Below are 25,152 nucleotides of genomic sequence, written 5' to 3' on the forward strand. Positions count from 1 at the left end.
CTAAAGTGATAATTACCATTACGAGAATTCGATATATTAAAAAATCGAACGAAATATTAATTTACTCATTTAAAATATAGAGGTCAGTAATGAGCTATCTTATATTCAGACTTTATTACAATTCGAACGATACTGTAATTTACGAAAAGCTATTTGCAAAACTAATGAAAGAGTTTTCTAAACAATGCTACCATGATTGGTATGTAAGTAGCTGCTGGCAAAATGGGCCTAATTTTGTTATTTACTTGTCTCTTGAAAGTTACTTCTATGATGATACCCTATTAGATATTTTAGAAGAAAGTGTTTCGAATTTTCTCTGTAAATACCCATCACCAAATTATGATGAAACAAAATATTTAGCCACTCAATCAAAACTCATGAAGTTAGAAAATATAGATATCGATCATAACTTGATTGTCGATAATAATAGTTGGATTAGCGACTTCCTTAGTTCCGATGAAATTTTGTCTATATATAACAGTAAAGAGCAATGGAGCAACATATTTAATACGCAAAGAGATCTATCACAGCATATTATTAAAGCTAGAGCCCAACGTACACCGACTCATTTATATAGCTTTAATTTACTTATACTACTAGCAAGCTGCTACTTACCTCAAAAATCCAATAAAGAGCAAGGGGTATGCATAAACACACTCCCTTTCCGGTCTAACTTGAGATCTTGGCACTTGTCACAAAGCAATGAGCAACCTACAACGACCACCAATCATAAATTTGACAACCAATATAGAAGGCATGTAGAGCAATATGCTCATTGGATAAAAATGTTACAAAATGAAATGGTAAGTGCAGATCTAGAGGAGTACTCTCAAGCTAATTTACTCTTAAAAAGTTTTATTTCTTTTACCCAAATTGCCAGCCAAGAATTTACAAACTTTTGCCATGAAAGTATAAAGGAGAGTCAATTAGCTCCATCGAGCCTCAGTGTACAAAAGTCTTTTGATTTCTCTGATGATACGTCACAAAACACATCCTCGGCTCAACTCAATAGCTATATGTGGCTATTAAATATAGTTTATAAACTACTCCCCCTTTTACAGATGGAACCTCTAGATAAGCAGTTTCTAAACTATAGCTTATCACATCATCCCGCTAGTAATATTGAGAAAATGGATGCTTTGAACGAGATTGTCAGCGCAAAGTTCTAAGCTGGGACTTTACGGCCTTAAAGTTAGGGTTATATCTCTAAGGTCGTAATAGTTTTAACAATTGATTCTCTACTTCTTCTACAGTGCTAAATATCAATTCATTTTCATGACTCGAGTAACTCATGTCAAATATTTGCTTAGCACCTAAGTTTTTAATAAGCTCGATTTCATCATCGTAAACCTGAAAAACCTTTGAGCCTCTAGAGTAGAAAATTTGCTCATTTCCTATTTCAAATATATGCGGTTCACCAGTATTAGGTAAGGATAATGTTTTAACAACATCTCCAGTCCTACTATCAAAGTAGCTTAGCTCATCTTTTGATGACAAATATATATATACGCTATCTTTATACTGATCGAACCATAATGCATGCTTTAAGGGCATTTTATGCCTTTGCTTTTCATTTATTGAGTAAATAAAAACACTGCTATTTAAATGTTCTTTACTTAATTCAATATAGCCAATTCTCCCTTCAAGTAAGAATTCCGCCGATACAATAGTCCCAGTCGCAAAAATGGTATCTAGTAATTCAAAATCTTTGCTATAGACCTCTAATCGTTCAGGATATGCAAGTAGGAACCGCTCACTATGTTCGTCAAACTTAATTGAACGATAGTTACTACTAGGAAAGTCTGCACGAATATTCTCCCCAGCCCCTTTCTTTCTATAGATTGCATTATTCCCAACATAACGTTTTATAAAGTAGAATTCATTTTTTGCATAGATAGCCGAAAACTGGATTTCATCATCTTGTATGACGCTTTCTAATTCCTTAATATCTAAATTAAAACGATATATATCCTGTGCAAACGGGTAACTAACCGCAAGCATTTCGTCAATTGAAATTGGGTGATGACTTGCATATACCTTATCTTCATTCAAAGTTACACGCTGGACAACTGACTTCGTTGACAATGAGTATTCAATTAATTCATTTTTTTGATTATCAAACCAAACTAGCTTATTACCTTCCTTTACATAATTTATCGACCAAATCCTATTTTTTGATTCAAACAGTTTACTTTGGTTGCTGCCATCAGGATCTGTCATATATAGTTCTACTGAATCAAATAAATGACGCTCAAAGAAAATTGCGTTTAGAGACTTCTCATACAATAGAAACTCATCACCGTAAGAGTTTAAATTTGGAGACGATATTTGAAATTCCTCACCTGTCTGTAAGTCTCTATTTGTCAAAGCTGAAAGCTGATCTCTGCCTCGATAATCATGTTTTGAATACACAAAATGACCATCACCCACACCACCACCTTTCTTTATTCCATTTTGACAATCAAATAGGTGGCTATTGTAACTAATGAAATCGGTACTGATTTGCCATACCTCACATACCCCTTCACTCGTTAAACGATAAAATATACGGTTCGAATCTGACGACCAGCCGATTGGGTAGTATTTTAGATTCTTATCCCCAATTTTACTTTCCGAGCCATCTATGAGGTTCTTCAAGACAAGAACTTCATGATCCTGACCTCTTGGAATAAATGAAAATACAGCTAAAGCTTTATTCGGTGATAAAATTACGCGAGTATACTTCCCAGTCATCCATGATAGAAATTGCTCACTAAAATTAACCTTGGTAATTTTTACATCCGCTTCACTAGAAGTAAGCTTTGTATAATCACTGGGAAGCTTTGTATAAATTATACCAAAAATTAAAAACGCCAATATAATCATAACAACTTTAAGAGGAGAGGTTCTTATTGGCTTATCTGCCGAAGTAGTAATTATTGACTCTATAGGCTCCTTTTCTGGTATGCTAATTTTCTTATCGAAATATTCAATATGCGCATCGGGGAAAAAACTATAACCTTTACGGTAGTGTGTTTTTACCACAACACCTCGTTGCCTGTCTGATTTCAGCACTTTACGTAATTCTGACATAGCACGATTAATTGCATTATCATCAACGTAATTCTGACACCAGACATCATCCACTAAATCTTGGCGAGTAATGATCTGTTCATTATTGATAATTAGATAACACAGGATTTTGAATAACAGAGGCTCAAGTTCACGTTCGACTTCACCATCAAATATACATTGCCGCTTGGGATCTAAGCTCCAAGCGCCAAAAGTGACTTTTTTAACAGTGCGAGAAAAGCTAACTTCGTTCATTTATTACATACAGTAGCAGATAATATAAATGCATCTTAACCCATATATACTTGATAAATACAGGCCTGTTACATTTAACGCTAAATATATAAATAACTTTCACATGATTTTTTGCATAATCGTGTTATGAAATTGTGTCTTGTGTAACATAAATTACAGTATAAAGCGGACATCTAGTATTAAATCTAGCAAGTAAGATGCCTTCTAACCTTATCTATTAACTATTCTCCGTTAATTTAGTACAAAAAAGCCCACACCAAAAGGTGTGGGCTTTTTAAACCAGATAGGTTTGTACTTATTTGCGCAATTGACGGATAACGCGTAGCTGAGCAATTGCTTCAGCCAGTTGTGCCGCGGCAGCTTGGTGGTCAAGCTCTGAAGCTGCCCCTGATGCCATTTGAGTTTGCGCTTCACGCTTAGCTTCTTCAGCGGCTTGCTCATCTAGGTCTTCACCACGGATAGCAACGTCAGCAAGGACGGTTACTGTCTGTGGTTGAACTTCTAGTGTGCCGCCAGCAACGTAGATGATCTCTTCGCTGCTGTCTGCTTTAACTAAACGTACCATACCAGGTTTTAGGCCAGTCAGGAGTGGGGCGTGACCTGGGTGAATACCCAACTCACCTTCACTACCTGTCACTTGAATTGTAGCGACGCTACCAGAGAATACACTCTGCTCTGCACTTACTACGTCAAGTTGTACTGTCATTGCCATAATAACCCCCTAAATTACATGTTTTTTGCTTTATCAACTGCTTCGTCGATAGAACCAACCATGTAGAAAGCTTGCTCTGGCAGATCATCATACTCACCGTTTAAGATGCCGTTGAAGCCTGCAATAGTGTCTTTCAGTGAAACGTATTTACCTGACGCACCCGTGAATACTTCAGCAACGAAGAACGGCTGAGATAGGAAACGTTGGATTTTACGTGCACGAGATACAACTTGCTTATCTTCATCAGAAAGCTCGTCCATACCTAGAATTGCGATGATGTCTTTAAGCTCTTTATAACGCTGAAGAACTGTCTGAACGCCACGTGCAGTATCATAGTGCTCTTGACCAATTACTTGTGGGTCAAGCTGACGAGATGATGAATCTAGTGGATCTACCGCTGGGTAAATACCAAGAGATGCGATATCACGTGAAAGTACAACTGTTGCATCTAAGTGAGCAAAGGTTGTAGCTGGAGATGGATCCGTCAAATCATCCGCTGGTACGTATACCGCTTGGATTGATGTGATTGAACCAGCTTTAGTCGACGCGATACGCTCCTGAAGTACACCCATTTCTTCAGCTAGTGTAGGCTGGTAACCTACCGCTGATGGCATACGACCTAGAAGTGCTGATACTTCAGTACCTGCAAGTGTGTAACGGTAGATGTTATCTACGAAGAAAAGTACGTCACGACCTTCGTCACGGAACTTCTCTGCCATAGTAAGACCTGTCAGTGCAACACGTAAACGGTTACCTGGAGGCTCGTTCATCTGACCGTAAACAAGCGATACTTTATCAAGTACGTTTGAATCGTTCATTTCATGATAGAAATCGTTACCCTCACGAGTACGCTCACCAACACCTGCGAATACAGAGTAACCACTGTGCTCGATTGCGATGTTACGGATAAGTTCCATCATGTTTACGGTTTTACCTACACCGGCACCACCGAATAGTCCAACTTTACCACCTTTAGCGAACGGACATACAAGGTCGATTACCTTGATACCCGTTTCTAGTAGTTCGATTGAACTTGATTGCTCTTCATATGAAGGGGCTGCACGGTGAATTGACATACGCTCGTCTTCACCAATTGGACCTGCTTCATCGATTGGCTGACCCAATACGTCCATGATACGACCAAGGGTCTTTGTACCTACTGGAACTTTAATTGGCTCGCCTGTACCTTCTACTGCAGTGCTACGACGTAAACCGTCAGTAGTACCTAGTGCGATTGCACGAACTACGCCGCCACCTAGTTGTTGTTGAACTTCTAGAGTCAAACCAACTAAGTCGCCTTCTGTAATTTTTACTGCTTCATATACAGCTGGCACGCTATCTTGTGGGAACTCGATGTCCACAACGGCGCCGATAATTTGGACGACCTTACCTAAACTCATGTCTATTCCTCTCGTTAAACTTTGCCGAAGCGTTATACCGCAGCCGAACCACTAACAATCTCACTGATCTCTTGTGTGATTGCAGCTTGACGTGCTTTGTTATAAATCAGTTGCAGCTCATCAATTAGGTCACCAGCATTATCAGTTGCGGCTTTCATCGCAACCATACGGGCAGCCTGTTCAGAGGCAGCATTCTCAACTACACCTTGGTACACTTGTGATTCAATGAAGCGTACTAACAGAGTCTCTAAAATAGCCTCTGGGTTTGGCTCGTACAAGTAGTCCCAAGCGTGAGCTGATACTTCTTCTTCAGCTTTTGGCAAAGGTAATAACTGATCGATTACTGGCTCTTGCTTCATGGTATTTACAAAGTTGTTGTATACCACGAATAAACGGTCAATTTTTCCTTCAGCGAATGCATCAAGCATTACTTTAACAGGACCAATTACGTCCTGAATTGAAGGTGCATCTCCAAGACCCGCTTTTTTAGCGAGTAGTTGACCACCGAAGCGTTGGAAGAAACCAGCAGCTTTGCCGCCTAGCGTTGCATATTCTGCGTCTACGCCTTTTTCTTTCCAAGCTTGTACGTCTTGTGTCACTTTTTTGAACTCATTCGTGTTCAAACCGCCACACAGACCACGGTCAGTAGAGATAACAATATAACCAACTCGCTTCACATCACGTTCTTCTAAGAACGGATGATGGAAGTCAAGATTAGCTTGAGCAACACGACCGATCACTTTGCGTAAGTTCTCAGCATATGGACGGCTTGACGCCACACGGTCTTGCGCACGCTTCATTTTAGAAGCGGCAACCATTTCCATTGCGCTGGTGATCTTCTGAGTATTTTTAATACTCCCGATCTTGCTTTTAATCTCTTTTCCGCTGGCCATGACTCTCTCTCCGAATCAAGGTGAGTGTTAGCGATAACACCCACCATGCATAACTAAATTACCAAGTTTGCGTTGACTTGAACTTCTCAAGAAGTTCTTTCAACTGCGCTTCGATCTCGGCGTTGTAGTTACCTGTTTCATTGATTTGAGCCATTAGCTCTGCGTATGTGCTGTTTGCAAAACCAATTAGGCCTTCTTCGAAGTCACCGATTTTCGCGATTTCGATGTCTTGTAGGAAGCCTTTCTCAGCTGCAAATAGAGACAGAGACATTTCAGCAACAGACATTGGTGCGTATTGTTTCTGCTTCATTAGCTCAGTTACGCGCTCACCATGCTCAAGTTGAGCACGAGTTGCATCGTCAAGGTCAGAAGCGAACTGAGAGAACGCTGCTAGTTCACGGTATTGAGCTAGCGCTAGACGGATACCACCACCCAGTTTCTTAACGATTTTCGTTTGCGCAGCACCACCAACACGAGATACCGAGATACCAGCATTTACTGCCGGACGGATACCTGCGTTGAATAAGTCAGTTTCTAGGAAGATCTGACCATCGGTGATTGAGATAACGTTAGTAGGTACGAATGCAGAAACATCACCACCTTGAGTTTCAATGATAGGCAATGCTGTCAATGAACCTGTTTTACCTTTCACTTCACCGTTAGTGAACTTCTCTACGTAATCAGCGTTTACACGCGATGCACGCTCTAGAAGACGCGAGTGAAGGTAGAATACGTCACCTGGGTATGCTTCACGACCTGGTGGACGCTTCAATAGCAATGAGATCTGACGGTAAGCAACAGCTTGCTTAGACAGGTCATCATATACGATTAGTGCATCTTCACCGCGGTCACGGAAGTATTCACCCATAGTACAACCAGCAAATGGCGCTAGGAATTGTAGCGCTGCTGATTCTGAAGCTGATGCAACAACAACGATTGTGTTTTCAAGTGCACCATGTTCTTCAAGTTTACGTACTACGTTTGCAATCGTAGATGCTTTTTGACCAACCGCTACGTACACACACTTAACGCCTGTGCCTTTTTGGTTGATGATTGCATCGATTGCTAGTGCAGTTTTACCAGTCTGACGGTCACCGATAACCAACTCACGCTGACCACGACCAACTGGGATCATTGCATCGATAGACTTATAACCAGTTTGTACTGGCTCGTCTACTGATTGACGCTCGATTACGCCTGGTGCAATTTTCTCAACTGGTTCAAAACCGTCGTTATCTAGTGCGCCTTTACCATCGATAGGCTGACCAAGTGTGTTTACAACACGACCAAGTAGACCACGACCAACAGGTACTTCTAGGATACGACCAGTAGATTGTACTTTTACGCCTTCTTTAAGGTCGGCGTAAGGACCCATTACTACTGCACCTACTGAGTCACGCTCAAGGTTTAGTGCGATAGCATAACGGTTGCCAGGAAGCTCGATCATCTCACCTTGCATACAGTCAGCTAGACCGTGGATGCGGATGATACCATCTGTAACAGATACAATTGTACCTTCGTTACGTGCTTCACTTACAACTTCAAACTGCTCAATACGTTGTTTGATCAGCGCAGAAATTTCTGTGGAATTAAGTTGCATGCTCATTTTCCCAATTACGATTGTAGCGAGGCCGCTAGGCGGTCAAGTTTGCCACGGACAGTTCCGTCAATAACGGTGTCACCAGCTTTGATCACAAGGCCGCTAACTACGGCTTCGTCGATGCTACAATTCAGCTTAACTTTGCGTGCGAAACGTTTTTCAAGTGCCGCGACCAATTTGTCTTGCTGTTCACCAGCAAGTTCAGTTGCCGAAATCACGTCAACGTCGATTTCTTTGTCATATTCTGCTTTAAATTCAGCAAAAATATCAGCAACTGCTGGAATGGCGGCTAAACGCTCATTTTCGGCCATCAGCTTGATAAGATTCTGACCCTGTTCGTTGAGTTGCTCAGAACATACTTTCAGTAATACATCAGTTTGTTCTGCAGCAGTTGGCATGCTTGCAAGCAAAGAAGCCACTTGCTCATCGCTGGCCACTTGGCCAGCGAAGAACAACATGTCATTCCAAGCGTCAACATTGCCTTTTTCAACAGCAAGTTCAAAAGCCGCTTTAGCGTATGGGCGAGCGATAGTAGTCAATTCAGACATGCTCATACCCTCCGTTACAGCTCAGCGACAAGTTTTTCAACGATGTCACTGTGTGCGGCTTGATTGATTTCACGCTCTAAAATCTTCTCAGCGCCAACCACTGCCAGAGTAGCAACTTGCTTACGCAGGTCCTCTGTCACACGGCTACGCTCTGATTCAACTTCAGAGTGTCCTTGAGCAATAATTTTCTCACGCTCTTGCTGACCACGAGTTGTCTCTTCGTCAACAATTAACGCTGCACGCTTTTTAGCTTGATCAATGATATCAGCCGCTTGAGTTTTTGCTTCTGTCAACTGCTCTGCAGCTTCTAGACGCACACGTTCAAGTTCTTTTTCGGCTTTATCAGAGGCAGCTAAACCATCTTCGATTTTTTTCTGGCGAGCTTCAATTGCACCATTTAGTGGTGGCCATACGAACTTCATACAAAATAATACGAAGACCGTAAACGCAATTAATTCACCGATAAGAGTGGCGTTTAAGTTCACAACCGCTCCTCCTTAAATAGTAAGCTGTTCAAAAAGTTAAATTAAAGTACGAACAACAATACCATCGCGATACCAACACCGATCATTGCTACGGCATCGATTAGACCAGCTAGGATGAACATCTTAACCTGTAGTGAAGGCGCAAGTTCAGGCTGACGAGCACATGCTTCTAGGAATTTACCACCCATGTTACCGAAGCCGATCGCTGTACCGATAGCACCGAAGCCGATAAGTAGAGCAACTGCGATGTACTTAAGACCTAATACTAGTTCCATTTTTTTCTCCAAAGTTTCAATTGTAAATTAAAGTTAAAATATAAAATAAAAATTAATGATTATCTGAGCTCGCCATGCTTAGGTATACGATTGTAAGCATCATAAATACGAATGCTTGCAGAACGATTACTAAGATGTGGAATACAGCCCAAATAAAGTGCAACGGTAGTTGCATTAAACCAACTGCGCCGATCAAGATGAAAATCAACTCACCAGCGTATAAGTTACCGAACAAACGAAGTGCTAACGAGAACGGCTTAGCAACCAGTGCAATCGTCTCTAGTAGCAAGTTAAACGGGATCAAAAGAACCTGAACCAGTTTGTTATTTGAACTGAACGGGTGCAACGTAAGCTCTTTAATAAAGCCAATAATGCCTTTGATTTTAATTGAGTACCCGATCATCAATAAGAACACACCAATCGCAAGCGCAGCGGTCAAGTTGATATCAGTAGTCGGTACAATTTTCATGTACACATCATGTGAGTCCATACCAAATGCAGTTTCGCCAACTAAGCCAGCAAATGCAGGTAGGAAATCGACAGGTATTAAGTCCATTAGGTTCATTAAGAACACCCAAACAAAGATTGTTAGAGCTAATGGAGCTATAAGTTTGCTACTACCATGATAAGTGTCACGTACGTTGTCACCAACGAACTCCACGATCATTTCAATGAAACACTGAAATTTACCCGGTACACCAGTGGTAGATTTAGTAGCGGCACTACGGAAGATCCATAAAAATATCAGACCTAAACCGATTGACCATGCGAGGGTATCTATATGCCATGTCCAGAAACCACTATCCGCACATGCTTTATTGAAGGCAAGACCGGCGTCGGTCGAACACATCTTGGCATTGGTCAAGTGATGCTGAATATGGCTTGATAGAGTAACTTCTTCTGCAGCCATGTTTTATCCCAAAAGTTAATGATTAAAAAAAATCGGTGCCAACCATTGTGTGAACATCACCAGTATGTAACAGCAAAAAAATGGCAGCGCCATGACTGAAAAATACTTAAATACCAGTGCGAACAAACACACAGTCAGCAAAAACTTTAATCCATTGCCTCGTTTTATCGAGTCAAATACTTGCTCTGCTTTACTCGCGCCCATATATCTAAAGGCGTATAAAGCGAACACTAAGCTAGGCAGTACTGAGACTAGGCCACCGGCTATTGCTGATGCCCCCGCATGCACTCCCCAAGCTATTAAAACTATTACTGCAGCGACGATTGCTACGATACCCTGAAGTAATACGCCTTTTAATGCGGCACGTCTATACGGGCCAGCTAACGAATGAGTCACTTTTAATTAACCTTTATGACCTTAAACTTAATCAGGGTATGAAAACTGGCGAAATTATACTTATTTTTGGTGATTTTGCAACTTGAAGAGACGAATAGTGGCGCTTTTTCAGCACCACCATTGTTTATTTATTGGTCATTCTGGCGGTTGTTGCATGTCTGGGTGAATGCGGCCCAAGATGCCATCGAGTTCATTTAAGCTAGTGTAAGAAATCACCAGCTTACCTTTACCTCGATTATTATAGTTAATTTCCACTTTAGCGCCCAAGTTTTCGCCTAATTGTTGCTCTAACAATCTGACATCTGGGTCCTTTTCTTTTGTTTCTTTTTTGTCCACAGGCTCTAAAATACTACGAACTAGTTTCTCTGTTTCTCGCACTGTTAAGGCTTTTGCGACGGCTGTTCGAGCCACCTCAGATTGCGCTTCTCCAGAGAGTGCTAATAGGCAGCGTGCATGGCCCATTTCTATATCACCATGCTCCAACAATATTTTAACATCATCATTGAGATTATTAAGACGTAACAGGTTTGTCACCGTTGTACGCGATTTACCCACGGCCTCTGCAACTTGCTGGTGCGTTAATTCAAATTCGGTGAGTAAACGATGTAGTGCCACCGCTTCTTCCATGGCGTTTAAATCTTCGCGCTGAATATTTTCAATCAACGCTATCGCTACAGCGGCTTCATCAGCAACCTGCTTTAAAATACACGGCACCATACTGAGTTGCGCCAATTGCGCAGCACGCCAGCGTCGTTCACCCGCAATTATCTCATAATCCGTATCACTGATATGGCGCACAACTATCGGCTGTAATATACCTTGTGCACGAATTGAGCCAGCCAATTCTTCAAGTGCTTGCTCTGACATGTCTTTACGAGGTTGATATTTCCCAGGTCGCAAATATTCAATAGGTAACCGTTGTAACTCACCATCAACGTGCACGGCAGAGTTTTGCTTTTCAGACTCCACTGGCTTTTCGTCAGCGACAGTCACATCAATGGGTACCGGCTCTGAAGAAGGAGCTGGCTTCGCTGAGCTTAATAAGGCATCCAATCCTCGCCCCAAACCACGTTTTTTAACCGACATGTTATTATTATCCTCTTAGGCAACCGCAGCAGATTGCTGTTCTTTTCGGCGTAGCATCTCTCCTGCTAACGCCAAATATGCTTTTGCACCACTGGATGCCCTGTCGTAATACATCGCAGGTGCGCCAAAGCTTGGCGCTTCAGCTAATCTCACATTACGTGGGATCACAGTGCGGTACACTTTCTCGCCAAAATGTTGTTTCAGTTGTTCTGATACATCATTGGCCAATCGATTACGAGGATCATACATGGTGCGTAAAATCCCCTCAATCTGTAAATTCGGATTCACTAACTTCGCAAGCTGAGTAATTGTATCCATCAATGCTGTTAACCCTTCAAGTGCGTAATATTCACACTGCATGGGTACTAAAATAGAATCGGCCGCAGCCATCGCATTAACTGTCAACATATTCAATGAAGGTGGGCAATCAATAAAAATAAACTCATATTGATCTTGAATCGCTTCCAACGCATTTCTTAAGCGTACTTCACGTGCAAATAGCTCCATCAATTTAACTTCGGCAGCGGTCACATCCCCATTAGCTGCGATTAAATGATATTCACCTGAGGTTTCAGTACTGATCACATCTGCCATTGCAGACTCTTCGATCAGTAAATCATAGATAGTTGGCACATCACCATACTTATCAACACCACTGCCCATAGTTGCATTACCTTGCGGGTCTAGGTCAATAAGTAACACTTTACGTTTGGTCGCAGCCATCGATGCGGCTAGATTTACAGCCGTGGTGGTTTTGCCAACGCCACCTTTTTGGTTTGCAATTGCAATAACTTTTGCCACAGTGTCCTCGGAAAGCTTAGTCTTTAGAAAGAATAATTAAATGTCGCTCAGCATCCAGTTCAGGAACTTCTAAGCTAATCTTTTGCTCAAAGTGCACACCTGTTGGCAAGCTGTCTAATTCTTGCTCAGGAAATTGACCTTTTAGCGCAATGAAGCGACCAGAATTATCAATTAGATGCTCACACCACTGCACCATATCTTGTAATGATGCAAATGCGCGGCTAAGCACACCATCTAATTTAACACTTGGCTGATAATCTTCAACACGAGACTGAACTGGTGTGACATTATCTAAGCCAAGCGCATGTTTTACCTGCATTAAAAAACGTACTCGTTTGCCAAGGCTATCGAGTAATACAAACTGCGTGTCAGGCAAAGCAATGGCCAATACGATACCCGGTAATCCAGGACCCGTACCAACATCAATATAATGTTTACCAGCTAAGTGAGGGGCAACCATAAGTGAGTCCATGATGTGTTTAACAACCATTTCACTCGGATCGCGTACAGAGGTTAAATTGTAAGCTTTATTCCATTTGTCTAATAATTCAACATACTGCACTAGCTGCTGCTGTTGAAGTTCAGTTAGCGCAATATCCGTCTGCGCTAATAAAGAAGATAGTTGTTGATGTAACACGAGATCCCATTGCCGTTACGCTGACTTGCGCAACAGCCCTTGCTTTTTCAGATACACTAATAATAGCGAAATAGCTGCTGGGGTGATACCAGAAATACGAGAAGCTTGACCAATGGTGTCTGGTCGAGCATCGGTTAACTTAGCAACCACCTCGTTTGATAAGCCACTTACTTGGCTATAATCAAACTCTTTTGGTAATAATGATTCTTCATGACGCAGTTGTTTATTGATCTCATCTTGTTGACGCGCAATGTATCCAGCGTACTTAGTTTGGATCTCTACTTGCTCAAGAGCTTGAACATTCGTCGCATCAGATCCCAACCCTTCAATACTCATCAGATCATGATACTTGATCTCTGGACGACGGATCAGATCTTCTAAGCTAGCTTCTCGTGTTAAGGGGGTTTTAAGTAAACTATTTACTTGATCAATGGCAGCGTGATCTTTATGGATCCACGTTGCTTTTAAGCGTTGTGACTCTTGCTCCATTACTTCAAGTTTGTCGTTAAATGCAGCCCATCTTTCATCATCAACCAAACCTAACTCTCGGCCTTTTTCGGTTAAGCGTAAATCGGCATTATCTTCACGTAATAATAATCGGTATTCAGCACGGCTAGTGAACATACGGTACGGTTCTTTCGTACCAAGTGTCGCTAAATCGTCAATTAATACACCGGTATATGCTTGGTCACGACGTGGTGTCCAGGCATCTTTACCTTGTACTTGTAAGGCAGCATTCATGCCTGCAATCAGACCTTGAGCACCGGCTTCTTCATAACCTGTAGTGCCGTTTATTTGACCTGCAAAGAATAAACCATTGATAAATTTAGTCTCTAATGATTGCTTTAAATCTCTCGGGTCAAAAAAGTCATATTCAATCGCATAACCTGGGCGACAGATATGAGCATTTTCAAACCCTTTTATCGATTGCACAATTTGTAACTGCACGTCAAAAGGTAAGCTGGTGGAAATACCATTAGGATAGAGCTCATAGGACGTTAACCCTTCAGGCTCAACAAAGATCTGATGCTTGTCTTTGTCGGCAAATCGAACAATTTTATCTTCAATTGATGGACAGTACCTTGGACCAATTCCTTCTATCACACCTGCGTACATGGGTGATCTATGCAAGTTTTCACGGATCACATCATGGGTTTTTTCATTGGTATAAGTGATATAGCAGGGGATCTGTTGTGGGTGATCAGATGCTTTACCCACAAATGAAAAGGTTGGGGTAGGTGTATCACCTGGTTGCGCTTGCATAACAGAAAAATCAACAGTACGGGCATCAATACGTGGTGGAGTACCTGTTTTTAATCTATCAACACGAAATGGTAATTCACGTAAGCGATCAGCAAGTGCTATCGAAGGGGGATCGCCAGCTCTTCCGCCTTTGAAATTTTCCATACCTATATGAATTTGTCCACCCAAGAATGTTCCCACAGTCAGTACCACTGAATTGGCACTGAAGCGTAATCCCATTTGAGTTACAACGCCTTTTACGTGATCTTGCTCAACGATTAAGTCATCACAAGATTGCTGGAAAATCTTCAAATTGTCTTGGTTTTGTAAAATCGCTTGAATTTCAGCTTTGTACAGTACGCGATCTGCTTGTGCTCGCGTTGCTCTGACGGCTGGGCCTTTTGAAGAATTTAGTGTTCTAAATTGAATACCCCCTTTGTCTATCGCTTTCGCCATAGCACCACCAAGTGCATCAATTTCTTTTACTAAATGGCCTTTGCCAATACCACCAATTGCTGGATTGCATGACATCTGACCCAGAGTATCCATATTGTGTGTTAACAATAAGGTATTCATACCCATTCTAGCAGCAGCAAGCGCAGCTTCAGTACCTGCGTGTCCACCACCAACTACAATAACGTCAAAATGTTCATGATAAATCATTTACGGGATCCTACTTAAAAATTACCGGTTCGATTTTGAAAGGATGCGTATTCTACCTAGAAATACTCAGAAGTGAAATGACTAAATACTAACCAATCAGTAAAAAAGCTCAAAAGAGATCTTTTAATATAAATAAGATCTTTTTAAAGATCTTTATTAGATCTTACTACTAGTGATCCGCTTTTCTGTGAGTAAGGTGGAATACCTATTTAACAGCAAAGACTTAGATCAGATCAATTAGTGTGAATAGGATCGGATCAAGTATCTGATAAGCTCTGATCAAAATGGCTATTTATACACAGGGCTAGATCATCTTATAATTATCCCAAGGATAACTATGGTTAGATCTGCAGGTAGATCAAAGGTTATCCACAATCCGATCTTAAAATCTCTAAAAATGTGTATAACTTATGTGTAAAAGATCAATGAGGACTACTGAGATACCATGAGTGCATTACTAAACAGTGGTAACCAACTCAGTGCCGTGTCTTCTGGAAGTGCTTCATCTAATACATTGATCTCTAAAACCGGCAGCATATTTGTTGCACCTTTATCTACCAATAACTGTGCAATATTTTTTGCTGCATGGTTATACGTGTCATAGCTGGTATCACCCAACCCGACGACAGCAAACTGCTTAGAGCTCATACTACCTTGCTGATTTACTTGATCAATAAATGACAATAAGTTCTCTGGATAATCACCGGCACCATAGGTTGAGGTTACGATTAACCAGTGATCATGTTCACAGTGTGCTAAGTCAGGTTGCTCGTGCAAATTAGCAACAAACCCTTGATTTTCTAAGGCTTCTTTTAGCTGATCGGCAACATATTCAGCTGATCCCATTTGACTTCCAACGATGATCTCTAATTGTGTCATTATAATTGATCAAGTAATTTTAATGGCGTCATCATATAGTGCCTGTGGAAGAAGTAAAGAGGTGCGTAAATTGATTGGATAAAAAATAGCGTGCGTTTTTCACTCAAAATAATTATTTTTTGTTTAACTTACTGTATTTAAATGGATTAATAAAATATTCCAAACTGGTTTTTAGTGAGCTTTATGTGGATAAACTGAGTAAATCTTTGCGATAAGTTTATTGCTCAAGCACCTACTAGACACTATTTTAGCGTACTTTGGCTGTTTTTAGCTTGGTTTTTGGATGTGTGGACAACTTAGTTGTGCATAACGATCAAGTGCTTGATTTCGATCTGCTTTTTTAGATCTATAAAGTTAGATCCATATATTAAAATAATCTAAAAATGACCGGATCTGATCTGTAATAACGATACTGAGTACTCGGCTATGGAAAATTAGCCTGTTATTTACGCAATGAAATGTTGGTTTTTTACGTCCTGGAGCTAGGTTTTTCATGTGTAGATCGAAAAGCGGTGTTAATTTGAGCTGATACACATTTAGGTTATGCGATAAACCGGCCGCGTAAAAGTAAAATGCGGGCAATACCGGTTGTGTGGGAAACGAATGTCCGATAAATATAGCTTACTTAGTAAGCATAATTTGAACATAAATACAGAAGGGTACGGTTACTTTAGTGTGGTAAAAATACTTAGCTGATCATGTCTCTGATGTTGTGTGTGAGTGGTCGAGATAGTCTTCGATGTAGTGTAAAAAAGGGGAGTACTCCCCTTAATTTTGTTAAAAAGTGCTTATTTACCGATACAAAATGAGCTGAAGATCTTACCCAGTAAGTCATCAGAGGTGAATTCACCGGTAATTTCGTTTAAATACTGCTGCGTTAAACGTAGCTCTTCAGCAAGAATTTCACCGGCAATGTGCATTTCTAACTGTGTTTTACCAATATCTAAGTGCTCTGCTGAACGTTCTAACGCATCTAAGTGACGGCGGCGGGCCATAAAGCCTCCTTCAGTTGCACCTTGAAAACCGATACAAGCTTTTAGATGATCGCGTAGCAAATCTATGCCATCGGTATTTTTTGCACTCAAACGTAATACTGGGTAATCGCCTTGTTGGCACATCCCGACCGCTTCTTGTGATAAATCGACTTTATTGCGCACGACCGTGACCGCCATGCCTTGCGGTAGACGCGCCATAAACTCAGGCCAAATTTGCATTGGGTCAGTGTGGTCTGTGTCAGTACCATCGACCATAAATAGCACGTGGTCTGCTTGGCTTATTTCATCCCAAGCTCGCTCAATACCAATTTGTTCGACTTTGTCTGGGCTGTCACGTAGTCCTGCTGTGTCAATTATGTGTAGTGGCATGCCATCTATATGAATATGTTCACGTAATACATCGCGGGTTGTACCTGCAATGTCTGTCACAATAGCCGCTTCTCGACCAGCTAATGCATTAAGTAAGCTAGATTTTCCGGCATTTGGGCGGCCAGCTATCACCACACGCATTCCTTCACGCATGATACTGCCTTGCTTAGCTTGTTTACGTACTTCATTTAACTGATCAATGATGGCATTTAAATCACCACTGACTTTACCATCAGACAAAAAATCAATTTCTTCATCAGGAAAGTCAATAGCGGCTTCAACATACATACGTAGATGGATCACTTTCTCCACCAGCGTATTGATATGATTAGAGAAGTCACCTTGTAAAGAATGAAGGGCACTTTTTGCTGCCTGTTCACTGGTGGCATTTATAAGATCGGCGATTGCTTCTGCTTGGGTTAAATCCATCTTGTCGTTTAAGAACGCTCGCTCTGAAAATTCACCAGGTTGAGCTAGGCGGACGCCACTGATCTGGCAAATTTCTTTGAGTAGCATATCAATCACAACGGGGCCACCATGGCCTTGCAGCTCTAGAACATCTTCACCAGTAAATGAATTTGGACCCGCGAAATACAGTGCAATGCCTTGATCTAATTGCTCACCTTGCAGGGTGTTAAATGGCAAGTATTCTGCATATCGTGTTTTTGGACATTTTCCGACAATCTGTTCGGCAACGAGTGTTGCCAATGTGCCTGATACGCGAATGATCCCCACACCGCCGCGTCCCGGTGCGGTGGCTTGAGCTACGATGGTGTCTTGTGTGTTCATAAGGCCGTTAGTTAAGCATATATATTGAGACTAATTGTACAGCAAAGGCGCAAACTGAGCTATTAGCAACCGTGACGGTTTTTATAAAAGCAAACAAGAAAAATAGTCGACGAGTCAATCTGCTTTAGTGACGCACAGGGTGCGACATTATTAAGTACCTTACTTATCATTTTTTAAAGAGTTATAGATACTATATTTAACACCAATAACGCATTACTTTTACAAAATACAGCTATAGATTGATCTAGCTCTGCTTTTTAAAGTCATTTAAGTGGTATTTTTATTACTAAGTCACTTGGACAAACAACCTGAGCTGTTTTGCTGATAGAACGAATATGAAAAACAAACCTGAATGCGCTTCTTTAGTCTTTGTGCACTTGGTAATACAAGGAAAGTAATCAAAAAGAGGGCGTTTATACACTAAAAGCAGACCATTGCGGCCATTAGAACGATATTGTAAACCTTTTGTCTCATTTATGTAATTTCTAGTGCGTGTTACTACTACAATAAGGTCGGATTATTTTATCTAATAATAATATTTGATTATTTTTAACGTAGAGCTGTGAAGGAATTATGTCGTACACGTTTAATAGTTATTCATTTGACCCTATATTGGGTGTTTTATATCTTCAAGAAGATGCCGTACAACTGCGACCTAAACTCGCCCAATTATTGGAATACTTTTTACTCAACGCGGGGCGAATAATCACACGTGAAGAGCTGCTTTCTGCTTTGTGGGTGAATGGGGAATATCGGGAAAGCTCATTAACACAAAGTATTAGAGAGTTACGCAAGCAGTTAAGCGACAGTGTACAAAACCCCTTATTTATTAAAACATATCCGCAGCGAGGCTATATTTGGATCTGTGAAGTTGACGTGCCTGATGATGCAGTTTCTATAGATGAGCCATTACAGAATACTCAGCAAAATATAGGGCTATTTAGCCGTATTCATCAGCGCCTGCCGGTATTTTTATTGTCGCTATTACTCTTGATTGCGGGACTGTTTTTGGTGATCGGCTTTACAATGGTTGATACACGACCAACAAGTATGAGTGAACCTCATCACAATGAAAGATTATTGATCGCACCGTTTAAAAATTTGACTGGCGAAACGGAGTTTGATTGGCTTAATTACGGGTTGCGGCATTTATTAATACAAAACTTAAAAGAATCAGGCATTGTGACCGTGATCCCCAATAAACCTTCTTTTCACTTGCTTTCACAAGAGCATGAAGCACACAATAATGTTGGTGCTACTTTACAATCTCTTGTTGAGCAGGGGCATGCTGAGCGATGGTTAGAGGCGACGGTGTCGCAAGAAAGTGGTCGCTTTGTGTTTCACTACACCTTGTCAGATATTCAAGGAAATATTAAAAAGGGGGTTATATATAGTGATGATCTTAACCACCCTTTACCAAACCTAGCAACAACCTTCGCACAACAATTAGTGGGTAAAACCGGCATGGTAAGCACATTCCATGTTTCTGAAAGTGACTTTTCTACCAAAGATTATTTAGAAGGCCTGTATGCATTGGAAACTCGAGGGGTCGGCCTTGCTATGCGTTATTTTGAAGCATCAGTGCTTCATGACCCTAATAATGTTCACGCATTGGTTGAGTTGGCCAGAACGTATTGGCATACAGGTCGATTGCAAAAAGCGGCAGACATGTTCGAGCAGCTATCGCAACATCCGACTTTATTGGCTAAGCCGTCACTTAACGCGCGGATGCTTGAGTATTGGGGTGAAATGAAAGTCGCCAAAGGGGAATATACGCAAGCAAACACATTGCTAGAACATGCATTAGTGATGACAGATGAGATAGATAATGATGTCTTACGGTCAAAGATCTATCGAAAGCTCGCGACAATTGCATGGCAGCAACAGAATTGGCATAAATATCGGCATTTTATTTCTCAAGCTAAGAACTTATTTGAAATACATGATATGACGGAGTCTGAAGCTAGGCGGTTATATTATATTGGTAATCCCCCTCCCGCGGGTCCTGAAACAGATCAAACGGTTGATCTTGAGGATAGTTTACAAAGTTTATATAAATCAGTGCGCTATTATCGTCAAAATGGCAATTTAAGCTCTTTGATGAAAACCTATTTTGCTTTGGGTCAAAATTACTTAGCACCTTTAGAGGAGCGTAATCAGGCTTTGCTTAGGGCGCTAAAGTTGGCTACGGATCAGCAAGAATTGGTGTATCAAATAAAAATAGCAAATTATCTTGGATTTTACTTCATTCAACTACATGAAGGAGAAAAAGCCATTGAATATATTGAACTCGCTGAACAAGTCTTAAACGATGAGCTCGATATGGCGCCACTGCGCTATCGAAATCAGCTATTACTGAGTATGGCCAAAATGGATCATGGTATTGCAAATAATGATAAGGCTGCGTTGCATCATGCAAAACTAAGTTTTGAGCGACTACTTGGTAACCTAGAGGCTTTTAACAGTCATGACAATATTAAAGCTGATGCTTATTTATTGTTAAGCTGGACCGAACTTGCCTTACAACAAAGCCATTCTGCATTAAAAAACCAAAAAGCTGCCCATACACTATATCAACGTTTAAATATGCACGACTCATTGAGCTACGCGGTTTATTCTTTAATGTACACCTACCTCACGCTTGGGGATAATCAAAGCGCGATAGAATTGGCTAGTTCGGGTCAGTTTAATAAGAAGCTAATGTATGATTATACGGCATTGGCTTTTTATAGACTTGGCGATGTTGATAATGCGATTTTACAACTAGACAAAATGAAACAACAGTTCTCGCATTATTGGCAACTAAGTGATGAACGACGATATAAACAATTAACGCACTCTGAGCTTCAACAAAGTGAACTCAAAAGATGGTTTTCGTTATTGCAAAAGCCCTATTCTGTTTACTGTGAGTCGGAATGGAACTTCCAAATAAAAGTGAATTAAGGTGTAGAAATACACAAGACCTTATTCTTATTTTTGCGCATTAGTTGGTATGCCATGCCATGATGCGCATTAACATTACAATCCGCTATTATCCACGCGCTACTCCTTATTTGCTCACCATGAATGAACTTACTATTGCGTCATTACAACCATTTAAAATTTACAAATAACATTCAAAATCAAGCTTTTGCAGCTTTTCTACAAATATCCTAGTAATAAATATAATACAGCTGTTTTTTGAACAAACTGTTGTGGCGATCCTTCATTAAAAACATTTACACTTTTTGCATCGTTCGTTGAGTTTTAGTAGGTGTACTTTGTCAGTTTAAATAACCTCTTTTATCTCTTTATAAAAATCTCCCTTTCAAAAATAAATATAAATTTATTCATAAAAATCAGCGGTTTGATTAATTTTTATGTGTGAGGTTGTCATCTAAATTTATGTTTTATTTATCTTTTATGTCTTTTTTGTCGCTATAAAAATAATTTTAGATATAGGGTACACACAGCGAAAAGCAGCCTAGGAATGAGGGAACTTTTGCTTACAGGTTAAGTAAAGGTAGTGGGTGTGTATGTTTGGCTTTTTGCAGTAATTACTCATGAAATGGGAGGTAAAAGGAATGATTGATATATTTAACTGTGGCACGCAATGTCTTGGATCTGAAACAGTACCAAGGGGTAGGTGATGAGTTTTATAAACTTAGCTGCTCGTTGGCTTATTAACCCAAAATCACCCGATAAAGTGGTTGTTTATTCGCAACAAGGAAATGTCACGTATTTGGCGTTACAGCAACAAGTGTGTCAATTAGCGTCAGCATTTGAGGCATTTGATATAAAGCCGAATGATCGCATTGTCATCGCAATGAATGACAGTACACAGTTATATACTTGCTTCTTAGCAAGTTTGGCTTGTGGTGCTATTCCAATTGTGATCAATCCCAAGTTATCAGATGGTAATCAGCAATTTATCATCGAAGACAGTGATGCGAGTATATTGATACACCACACAGTCGATGGCATATCTTGCCAGTTTTATAGTGCTGGCAACGAAACTCACTTTTGTGGCTATCAAAGCTTACTAGCAACCGGCGTTGATAACTGGTCAGGTTTTCATTTTAAGCACGGCGATGACATTGCTTTTATGCAGTACACGTCTGGCACTACAGGTAACCCAAAAGGGGTAATGCATTCCTCTAATAATGCATTACAGAGCTACCAAGCATTTGCCCAAAAAACGCTCAGCGTGACAAGTGATGACCGATTTTATTCGCTAGCAAAGTCGTTTTTTGGCTACGGGTTGGGTAACAGTGTTTTCTTTCCGCTTGAGTGTGGCGGTAGTGTTGTTTTAGATGCTAATTGGCCGACTCCAAAAACGGTTATGGCTAACGTATCACGATATAAACCAACCGTATTTTTCGGTGTTCCTGCGATATATCAAGCACTCTTATCTCAACAGGGTATCGTCGCGGCATTTAGCTCTGTTCGCATAGCTGTTTCTGCTGGTGCTGCATTACCTGAACAGCTATTTCAACACTGGCAGGCAATGTTTGGCACGGCGATTTTAGATGGTTTGGGCTCAACAGAGTTATGTCACATATTTTGTAGTCACACGAGGGAGACCGCGGTACCTGGCACGCTTGGTAAGCCACTGGAAGGGTACGATATTGATATTCGTGATGCTGCAGGACACAGCGTAGCAGATAATGTATGTGGAAAAATGTGGGTGAAGGGCCCAAGTGTTGCACAGGGTTATTGGCGAAACCCGCAAGCAACGAAAGATAAATTTCAATTGGGTTGGTACGACTCTGGAGATTTAGCACTGCGCGACGTACAAGGAAATATTCACTTTAAAGGCCGAGCCGATGATTTATTTAAAGTGAATGGGCGTTGGGTGATCCCCGCAGAGATAGAAGCACGGATCATGATTGAATTCTCAAGCATTGTTGAAATGGCGCTAGTTCCTACAGAAGATGAATATGGTCTAACACGCGCAGCATTGTATGTGGTTATTAATAATAACACTGCCAATGAGTTAATCGCAGCAATTAAGGGTTGGTGTACCGATGAGTTATCGAACTTTCAACGACCTATTTATATTGAAACACTTACTGCATTGCCAAGAAATGACAATGGCAAAGTCATTCGTCGCCAATTACAGCGTCTCAGTGAAGGGGTCGCGTAATGCAGCCTACCTTAACTTACAAAGTACAAACGCTATCGTATAAAAATAATGATGTAATTGAACTTTACAAACGTTATGCCGACCGACATGACTCATTTATTTTTGAATATAACAATGCCGGTACTAAATCGATGCCGCCGCGATTTAGTGTGATCGGGTTATCTATTCTTGCGCGCATTACGGTTAAGAAAAATAGGCTGTGTTTGAGTATGCAAGATACAGAGCAAACACAACAATTTGATCAACCTACGGCAGTATGGGCGGCATTAGAGAGCATGCTTTCGGAGTTTTCGATTCCTGAGGTGCCGGATATACCTTGTTTTAGTGGCGGTTGGTTTGGCTGTTTTGGCTATGAGAGCGTGCGCTACTTTGAGCCAAATAAACTGCCGGATCCACAGTTAAAGGACTTAACGGATTCTCAAGATGTAACCATGCTACTGCCAAAGCAGTTATTGATATTGGATCATCACACGCAACGTATGTGGTCGATTGCCTATGCGTTGGACGATGAAGTTCCGGCACTGACTTTAATTGAAAATGAGCAGACGTGGGCTAAAGATACGGTCTTAGGTCCTGTGCAATATCAATTTAAAAAACCTGAGTTCATCGATGCGGTTGGCAAATTAAAGCAACACATTATTGATGGTGAAATTATGCAAGCGGTGTTGTCACAGCGAATGTGTGTTGACGTGACAGGCAGCGGCATAGAGTTTTTTGCGCGCCTTCGTAATATGAGTCCGTCGCCTTATCAGTTTTATGTCCGTACTGCTGCAAGTTGTGTATTTGGGGCCTCTCCTGAAACGTTGATCCGCAGTGAAAATGGGACGTTAATTTCATTTCCAATGGCGGGAACCCGGCATCGCAGTGGGTGTGAAAAAGAAAATCAACAGCTTGAAATCGAATTGCTTAATGACACCAAAGAGTGTGCTGAGCATTTAATGTTGATTGACCTTGCACGTAACGACCTAGGTAAAGTGGCAAAGCTCTCGTCGGTATCGGTACCCAAAATAATGTCTGTCGAACATTTTTCGCATGTGATGCATATCACTTCAGAAGTCAGAGCTAAACAGTTGAAGCATATTAGCTCGTTAGATCTTATTCGCGCCACGTTACCCGCCGGTACGCTCAGCGGTGCGCCAAAAATACGTGCAATGCAATTAATTGATCACTATGAGCCAGTAAGACGAGGTTTGTATGGTGGCGGTGTTGGCGTGATATCAGGAGAAGATGTTGATTTGGCTATTGTGATCCGAACAGCCCTGATCAAAGACGGGTGTTTACACCTCCAAGCCGGTGCCGGTGTGGTATCTGACTCGATTGCTGAAAATGAATGGCAAGAAACCTTAAATAAAAGTAAAGCTTTGCTATTGGCACTGGGCATTACTGACTCGTCACACAATATGGAGATGACAGCATGCTGTTAATGATCGATAACTATGATTCGTTTACCTATAACTTAGTACATTATGTGGCAGCCTTGGGCCACACCATTAAAGTGGTTCGCAATGATGAGTTGAGCTTGGCTGATATTGTCGCGCTTGCCCCTGATGGGCTCATTGTTTCGCCGGGACCTTTTGGGCCTGAGCAAGCAGGCGTATCGTGCGAAGTCATTCGTTACTTTGCTGGAAAGATCCCCATTTTAGGCGTGTGTTTGGGCCATCAGTCTATTGGTCATGTATTTGGTGCCAAAGTGCAGCATGCAGCTGAACCCATTCATGGCAAATGTTCACATATTTCTCATCACGCAACAGGGTTGTTTGACGGCTTGGTGTCTCCTTTACGTGTTGTGCGTTATCACAGTTTAAGTCTTGCGCTACCGTTGCCTGATTGCCTTGAAGTCACCGCGATGACGGTCAGTGAGGGGGGGGAACATACTGAAATAATGGCGATAAAGCATAAGGCGTTGCCAATTTATGGTGTGCAATTTCATCCAGAGTCCATCGCGTCAGAAGGAGGGATGAGTATGCTCAAAAATTGGTTACTTGAAACAGGTTTGGCGTGTATAGACACGTCCGCCAATTCCGAAGCAGCCTAAAAATAA

The 25,152-nt window shown here is 41.2% G+C and carries 21 protein-coding genes; 5 read left to right on the plus strand and 16 right to left on the minus strand.

Annotated elements, in window-relative coordinates:
* Positions 1 to 164: 164 nt before the first annotated feature.
* Positions 165 to 1,169 carry a hypothetical protein gene (locus PCIT_RS17295; protein ID WP_157592908.1) on the plus strand — a complete coding sequence of 335 codons (1,005 nt, stop codon included), beginning with the start codon at positions 165 to 167 and terminating at the stop codon, positions 1,167 to 1,169.
* 37 nt (positions 1,170 to 1,206) lie between these two features.
* Here PCIT_RS17295 and PCIT_RS17300 read toward each other — a convergent pair whose 3' ends face one another.
* The 16 genes from PCIT_RS17300 to mnmE form a co-directional block, all read right to left on the minus strand.
* A complete protein-coding gene (locus PCIT_RS17300) occupies positions 1,207 to 3,306 on the minus strand; it encodes a winged helix-turn-helix domain-containing protein (protein ID WP_010366178.1) in 2,100 nt (699 codons plus the stop codon).
* A 295-nt stretch (positions 3,307 to 3,601) separates the two neighbouring features.
* Positions 3,602 to 4,021, minus strand: a complete 420-nt coding sequence (locus tag PCIT_RS17305; protein WP_040698348.1) for a F0F1 ATP synthase subunit epsilon — start codon at positions 4,019 to 4,021, stop codon at positions 3,602 to 3,604.
* A gap of 11 nt (positions 4,022 to 4,032) precedes the next feature.
* On the minus strand, positions 4,033 to 5,418 hold the full coding sequence (gene atpD, locus PCIT_RS17310; RefSeq protein ID WP_010366182.1) for a F0F1 ATP synthase subunit beta: 1,386 nt from the start codon (positions 5,416 to 5,418) through the stop codon (positions 4,033 to 4,035).
* Positions 5,419 to 5,450: 32 nt separating this feature from the next.
* Positions 5,451 to 6,311 (minus strand): F0F1 ATP synthase subunit gamma, encoded by an 861-nt coding sequence (gene atpG / locus PCIT_RS17315; protein ID WP_010366183.1) that lies wholly within the window; start codon positions 6,309 to 6,311, stop codon positions 5,451 to 5,453.
* A gap of 58 nt (positions 6,312 to 6,369) precedes the next feature.
* A complete protein-coding gene (atpA, locus tag PCIT_RS17320; RefSeq protein WP_010366186.1) occupies positions 6,370 to 7,911 on the minus strand; it encodes a F0F1 ATP synthase subunit alpha in 1,542 nt (513 codons plus the stop codon).
* Positions 7,912 to 7,925: 14 nt separating this feature from the next.
* Complete coding sequence (gene atpH, locus PCIT_RS17325; protein WP_010366188.1) at positions 7,926 to 8,459, minus strand: F0F1 ATP synthase subunit delta; 534 nt, start codon at positions 8,457 to 8,459, stop codon at positions 7,926 to 7,928.
* A 14-nt stretch (positions 8,460 to 8,473) separates the two neighbouring features.
* On the minus strand, positions 8,474 to 8,944 hold the full coding sequence (atpF, locus tag PCIT_RS17330) for a F0F1 ATP synthase subunit B (protein ID WP_010366190.1): 471 nt from the start codon (positions 8,942 to 8,944) through the stop codon (positions 8,474 to 8,476).
* 41 nt (positions 8,945 to 8,985) lie between these two features.
* Complete coding sequence (gene atpE / locus PCIT_RS17335) at positions 8,986 to 9,219, minus strand: F0F1 ATP synthase subunit C (protein ID WP_004335261.1); 234 nt, start codon at positions 9,217 to 9,219, stop codon at positions 8,986 to 8,988.
* Between the two features lie 52 nt (positions 9,220 to 9,271).
* Positions 9,272 to 10,129, minus strand: coding sequence for a F0F1 ATP synthase subunit A (atpB, locus tag PCIT_RS17340; protein WP_010366212.1), 858 nt, complete (start codon positions 10,127 to 10,129; stop codon positions 9,272 to 9,274).
* Positions 10,130 to 10,144: 15 nt separating this feature from the next.
* Positions 10,145 to 10,525 (minus strand): ATP synthase subunit I, encoded by a 381-nt coding sequence (locus tag PCIT_RS17345; RefSeq protein WP_010366214.1) that lies wholly within the window; start codon positions 10,523 to 10,525, stop codon positions 10,145 to 10,147.
* A gap of 135 nt (positions 10,526 to 10,660) precedes the next feature.
* Positions 10,661 to 11,611 (minus strand): ParB/RepB/Spo0J family partition protein, encoded by a 951-nt coding sequence (locus PCIT_RS17350; RefSeq protein ID WP_010366216.1) that lies wholly within the window; start codon positions 11,609 to 11,611, stop codon positions 10,661 to 10,663.
* 15 nt (positions 11,612 to 11,626) lie between these two features.
* Positions 11,627 to 12,412, minus strand: coding sequence for a ParA family protein (locus PCIT_RS17355; protein WP_010366218.1), 786 nt, complete (start codon positions 12,410 to 12,412; stop codon positions 11,627 to 11,629).
* A gap of 16 nt (positions 12,413 to 12,428) precedes the next feature.
* Positions 12,429 to 13,049, minus strand: coding sequence for a 16S rRNA (guanine(527)-N(7))-methyltransferase RsmG (rsmG, locus tag PCIT_RS17360; RefSeq protein ID WP_010366220.1), 621 nt, complete (start codon positions 13,047 to 13,049; stop codon positions 12,429 to 12,431).
* 15 nt (positions 13,050 to 13,064) lie between these two features.
* Positions 13,065 to 14,954, minus strand: a complete 1,890-nt coding sequence (gene mnmG / locus PCIT_RS17365) for a tRNA uridine-5-carboxymethylaminomethyl(34) synthesis enzyme MnmG (protein WP_010366222.1) — start codon at positions 14,952 to 14,954, stop codon at positions 13,065 to 13,067.
* A 432-nt stretch (positions 14,955 to 15,386) separates the two neighbouring features.
* A complete protein-coding gene (locus PCIT_RS17370; RefSeq protein WP_040698351.1) occupies positions 15,387 to 15,833 on the minus strand; it encodes a flavodoxin domain-containing protein in 447 nt (148 codons plus the stop codon).
* A 788-nt stretch (positions 15,834 to 16,621) separates the two neighbouring features.
* Positions 16,622 to 17,986: a tRNA uridine-5-carboxymethylaminomethyl(34) synthesis GTPase MnmE gene (gene mnmE / locus PCIT_RS17375; RefSeq protein ID WP_010366227.1), complete on the minus strand. Its 1,365-nt coding sequence runs from the start codon at positions 17,984 to 17,986 to the stop codon at positions 16,622 to 16,624.
* Between the two features lie 573 nt (positions 17,987 to 18,559).
* Here mnmE and PCIT_RS17380 point away from each other — a divergent pair.
* The 4 genes from PCIT_RS17380 (at position 18,560) to PCIT_RS17395 (ending at position 25,146) form a co-directional block, all read left to right on the plus strand.
* Positions 18,560 to 20,929 (plus strand): winged helix-turn-helix domain-containing protein, encoded by a 2,370-nt coding sequence (locus tag PCIT_RS17380; RefSeq protein WP_010366229.1) that lies wholly within the window; start codon positions 18,560 to 18,562, stop codon positions 20,927 to 20,929.
* A gap of 685 nt (positions 20,930 to 21,614) precedes the next feature.
* Positions 21,615 to 23,111: an AMP-binding protein gene (locus PCIT_RS17385; protein WP_010366232.1), complete on the plus strand. Its 1,497-nt coding sequence runs from the start codon at positions 21,615 to 21,617 to the stop codon at positions 23,109 to 23,111.
* Entirely contained in the window at positions 23,111 to 24,535 is a 1,425-nt protein-coding gene (locus PCIT_RS17390) for an anthranilate synthase component I family protein (RefSeq protein ID WP_010366234.1), read from the plus strand. The genes PCIT_RS17385 and PCIT_RS17390 overlap by 1 nt, the downstream gene beginning before the upstream one ends.
* Positions 24,526 to 25,146, plus strand: coding sequence for an anthranilate synthase component II (locus tag PCIT_RS17395; protein WP_010366236.1), 621 nt, complete (start codon positions 24,526 to 24,528; stop codon positions 25,144 to 25,146). Before PCIT_RS17390 ends, PCIT_RS17395 begins: the two co-directional genes overlap by 10 nt.
* The last annotated feature ends 6 nt before the right edge of the window (positions 25,147 to 25,152 follow it).

Source organism: Pseudoalteromonas citrea (assembly GCF_000238375.3).
Taxonomy (GTDB): domain Bacteria; phylum Pseudomonadota; class Gammaproteobacteria; order Enterobacterales; family Alteromonadaceae; genus Pseudoalteromonas; species Pseudoalteromonas citrea.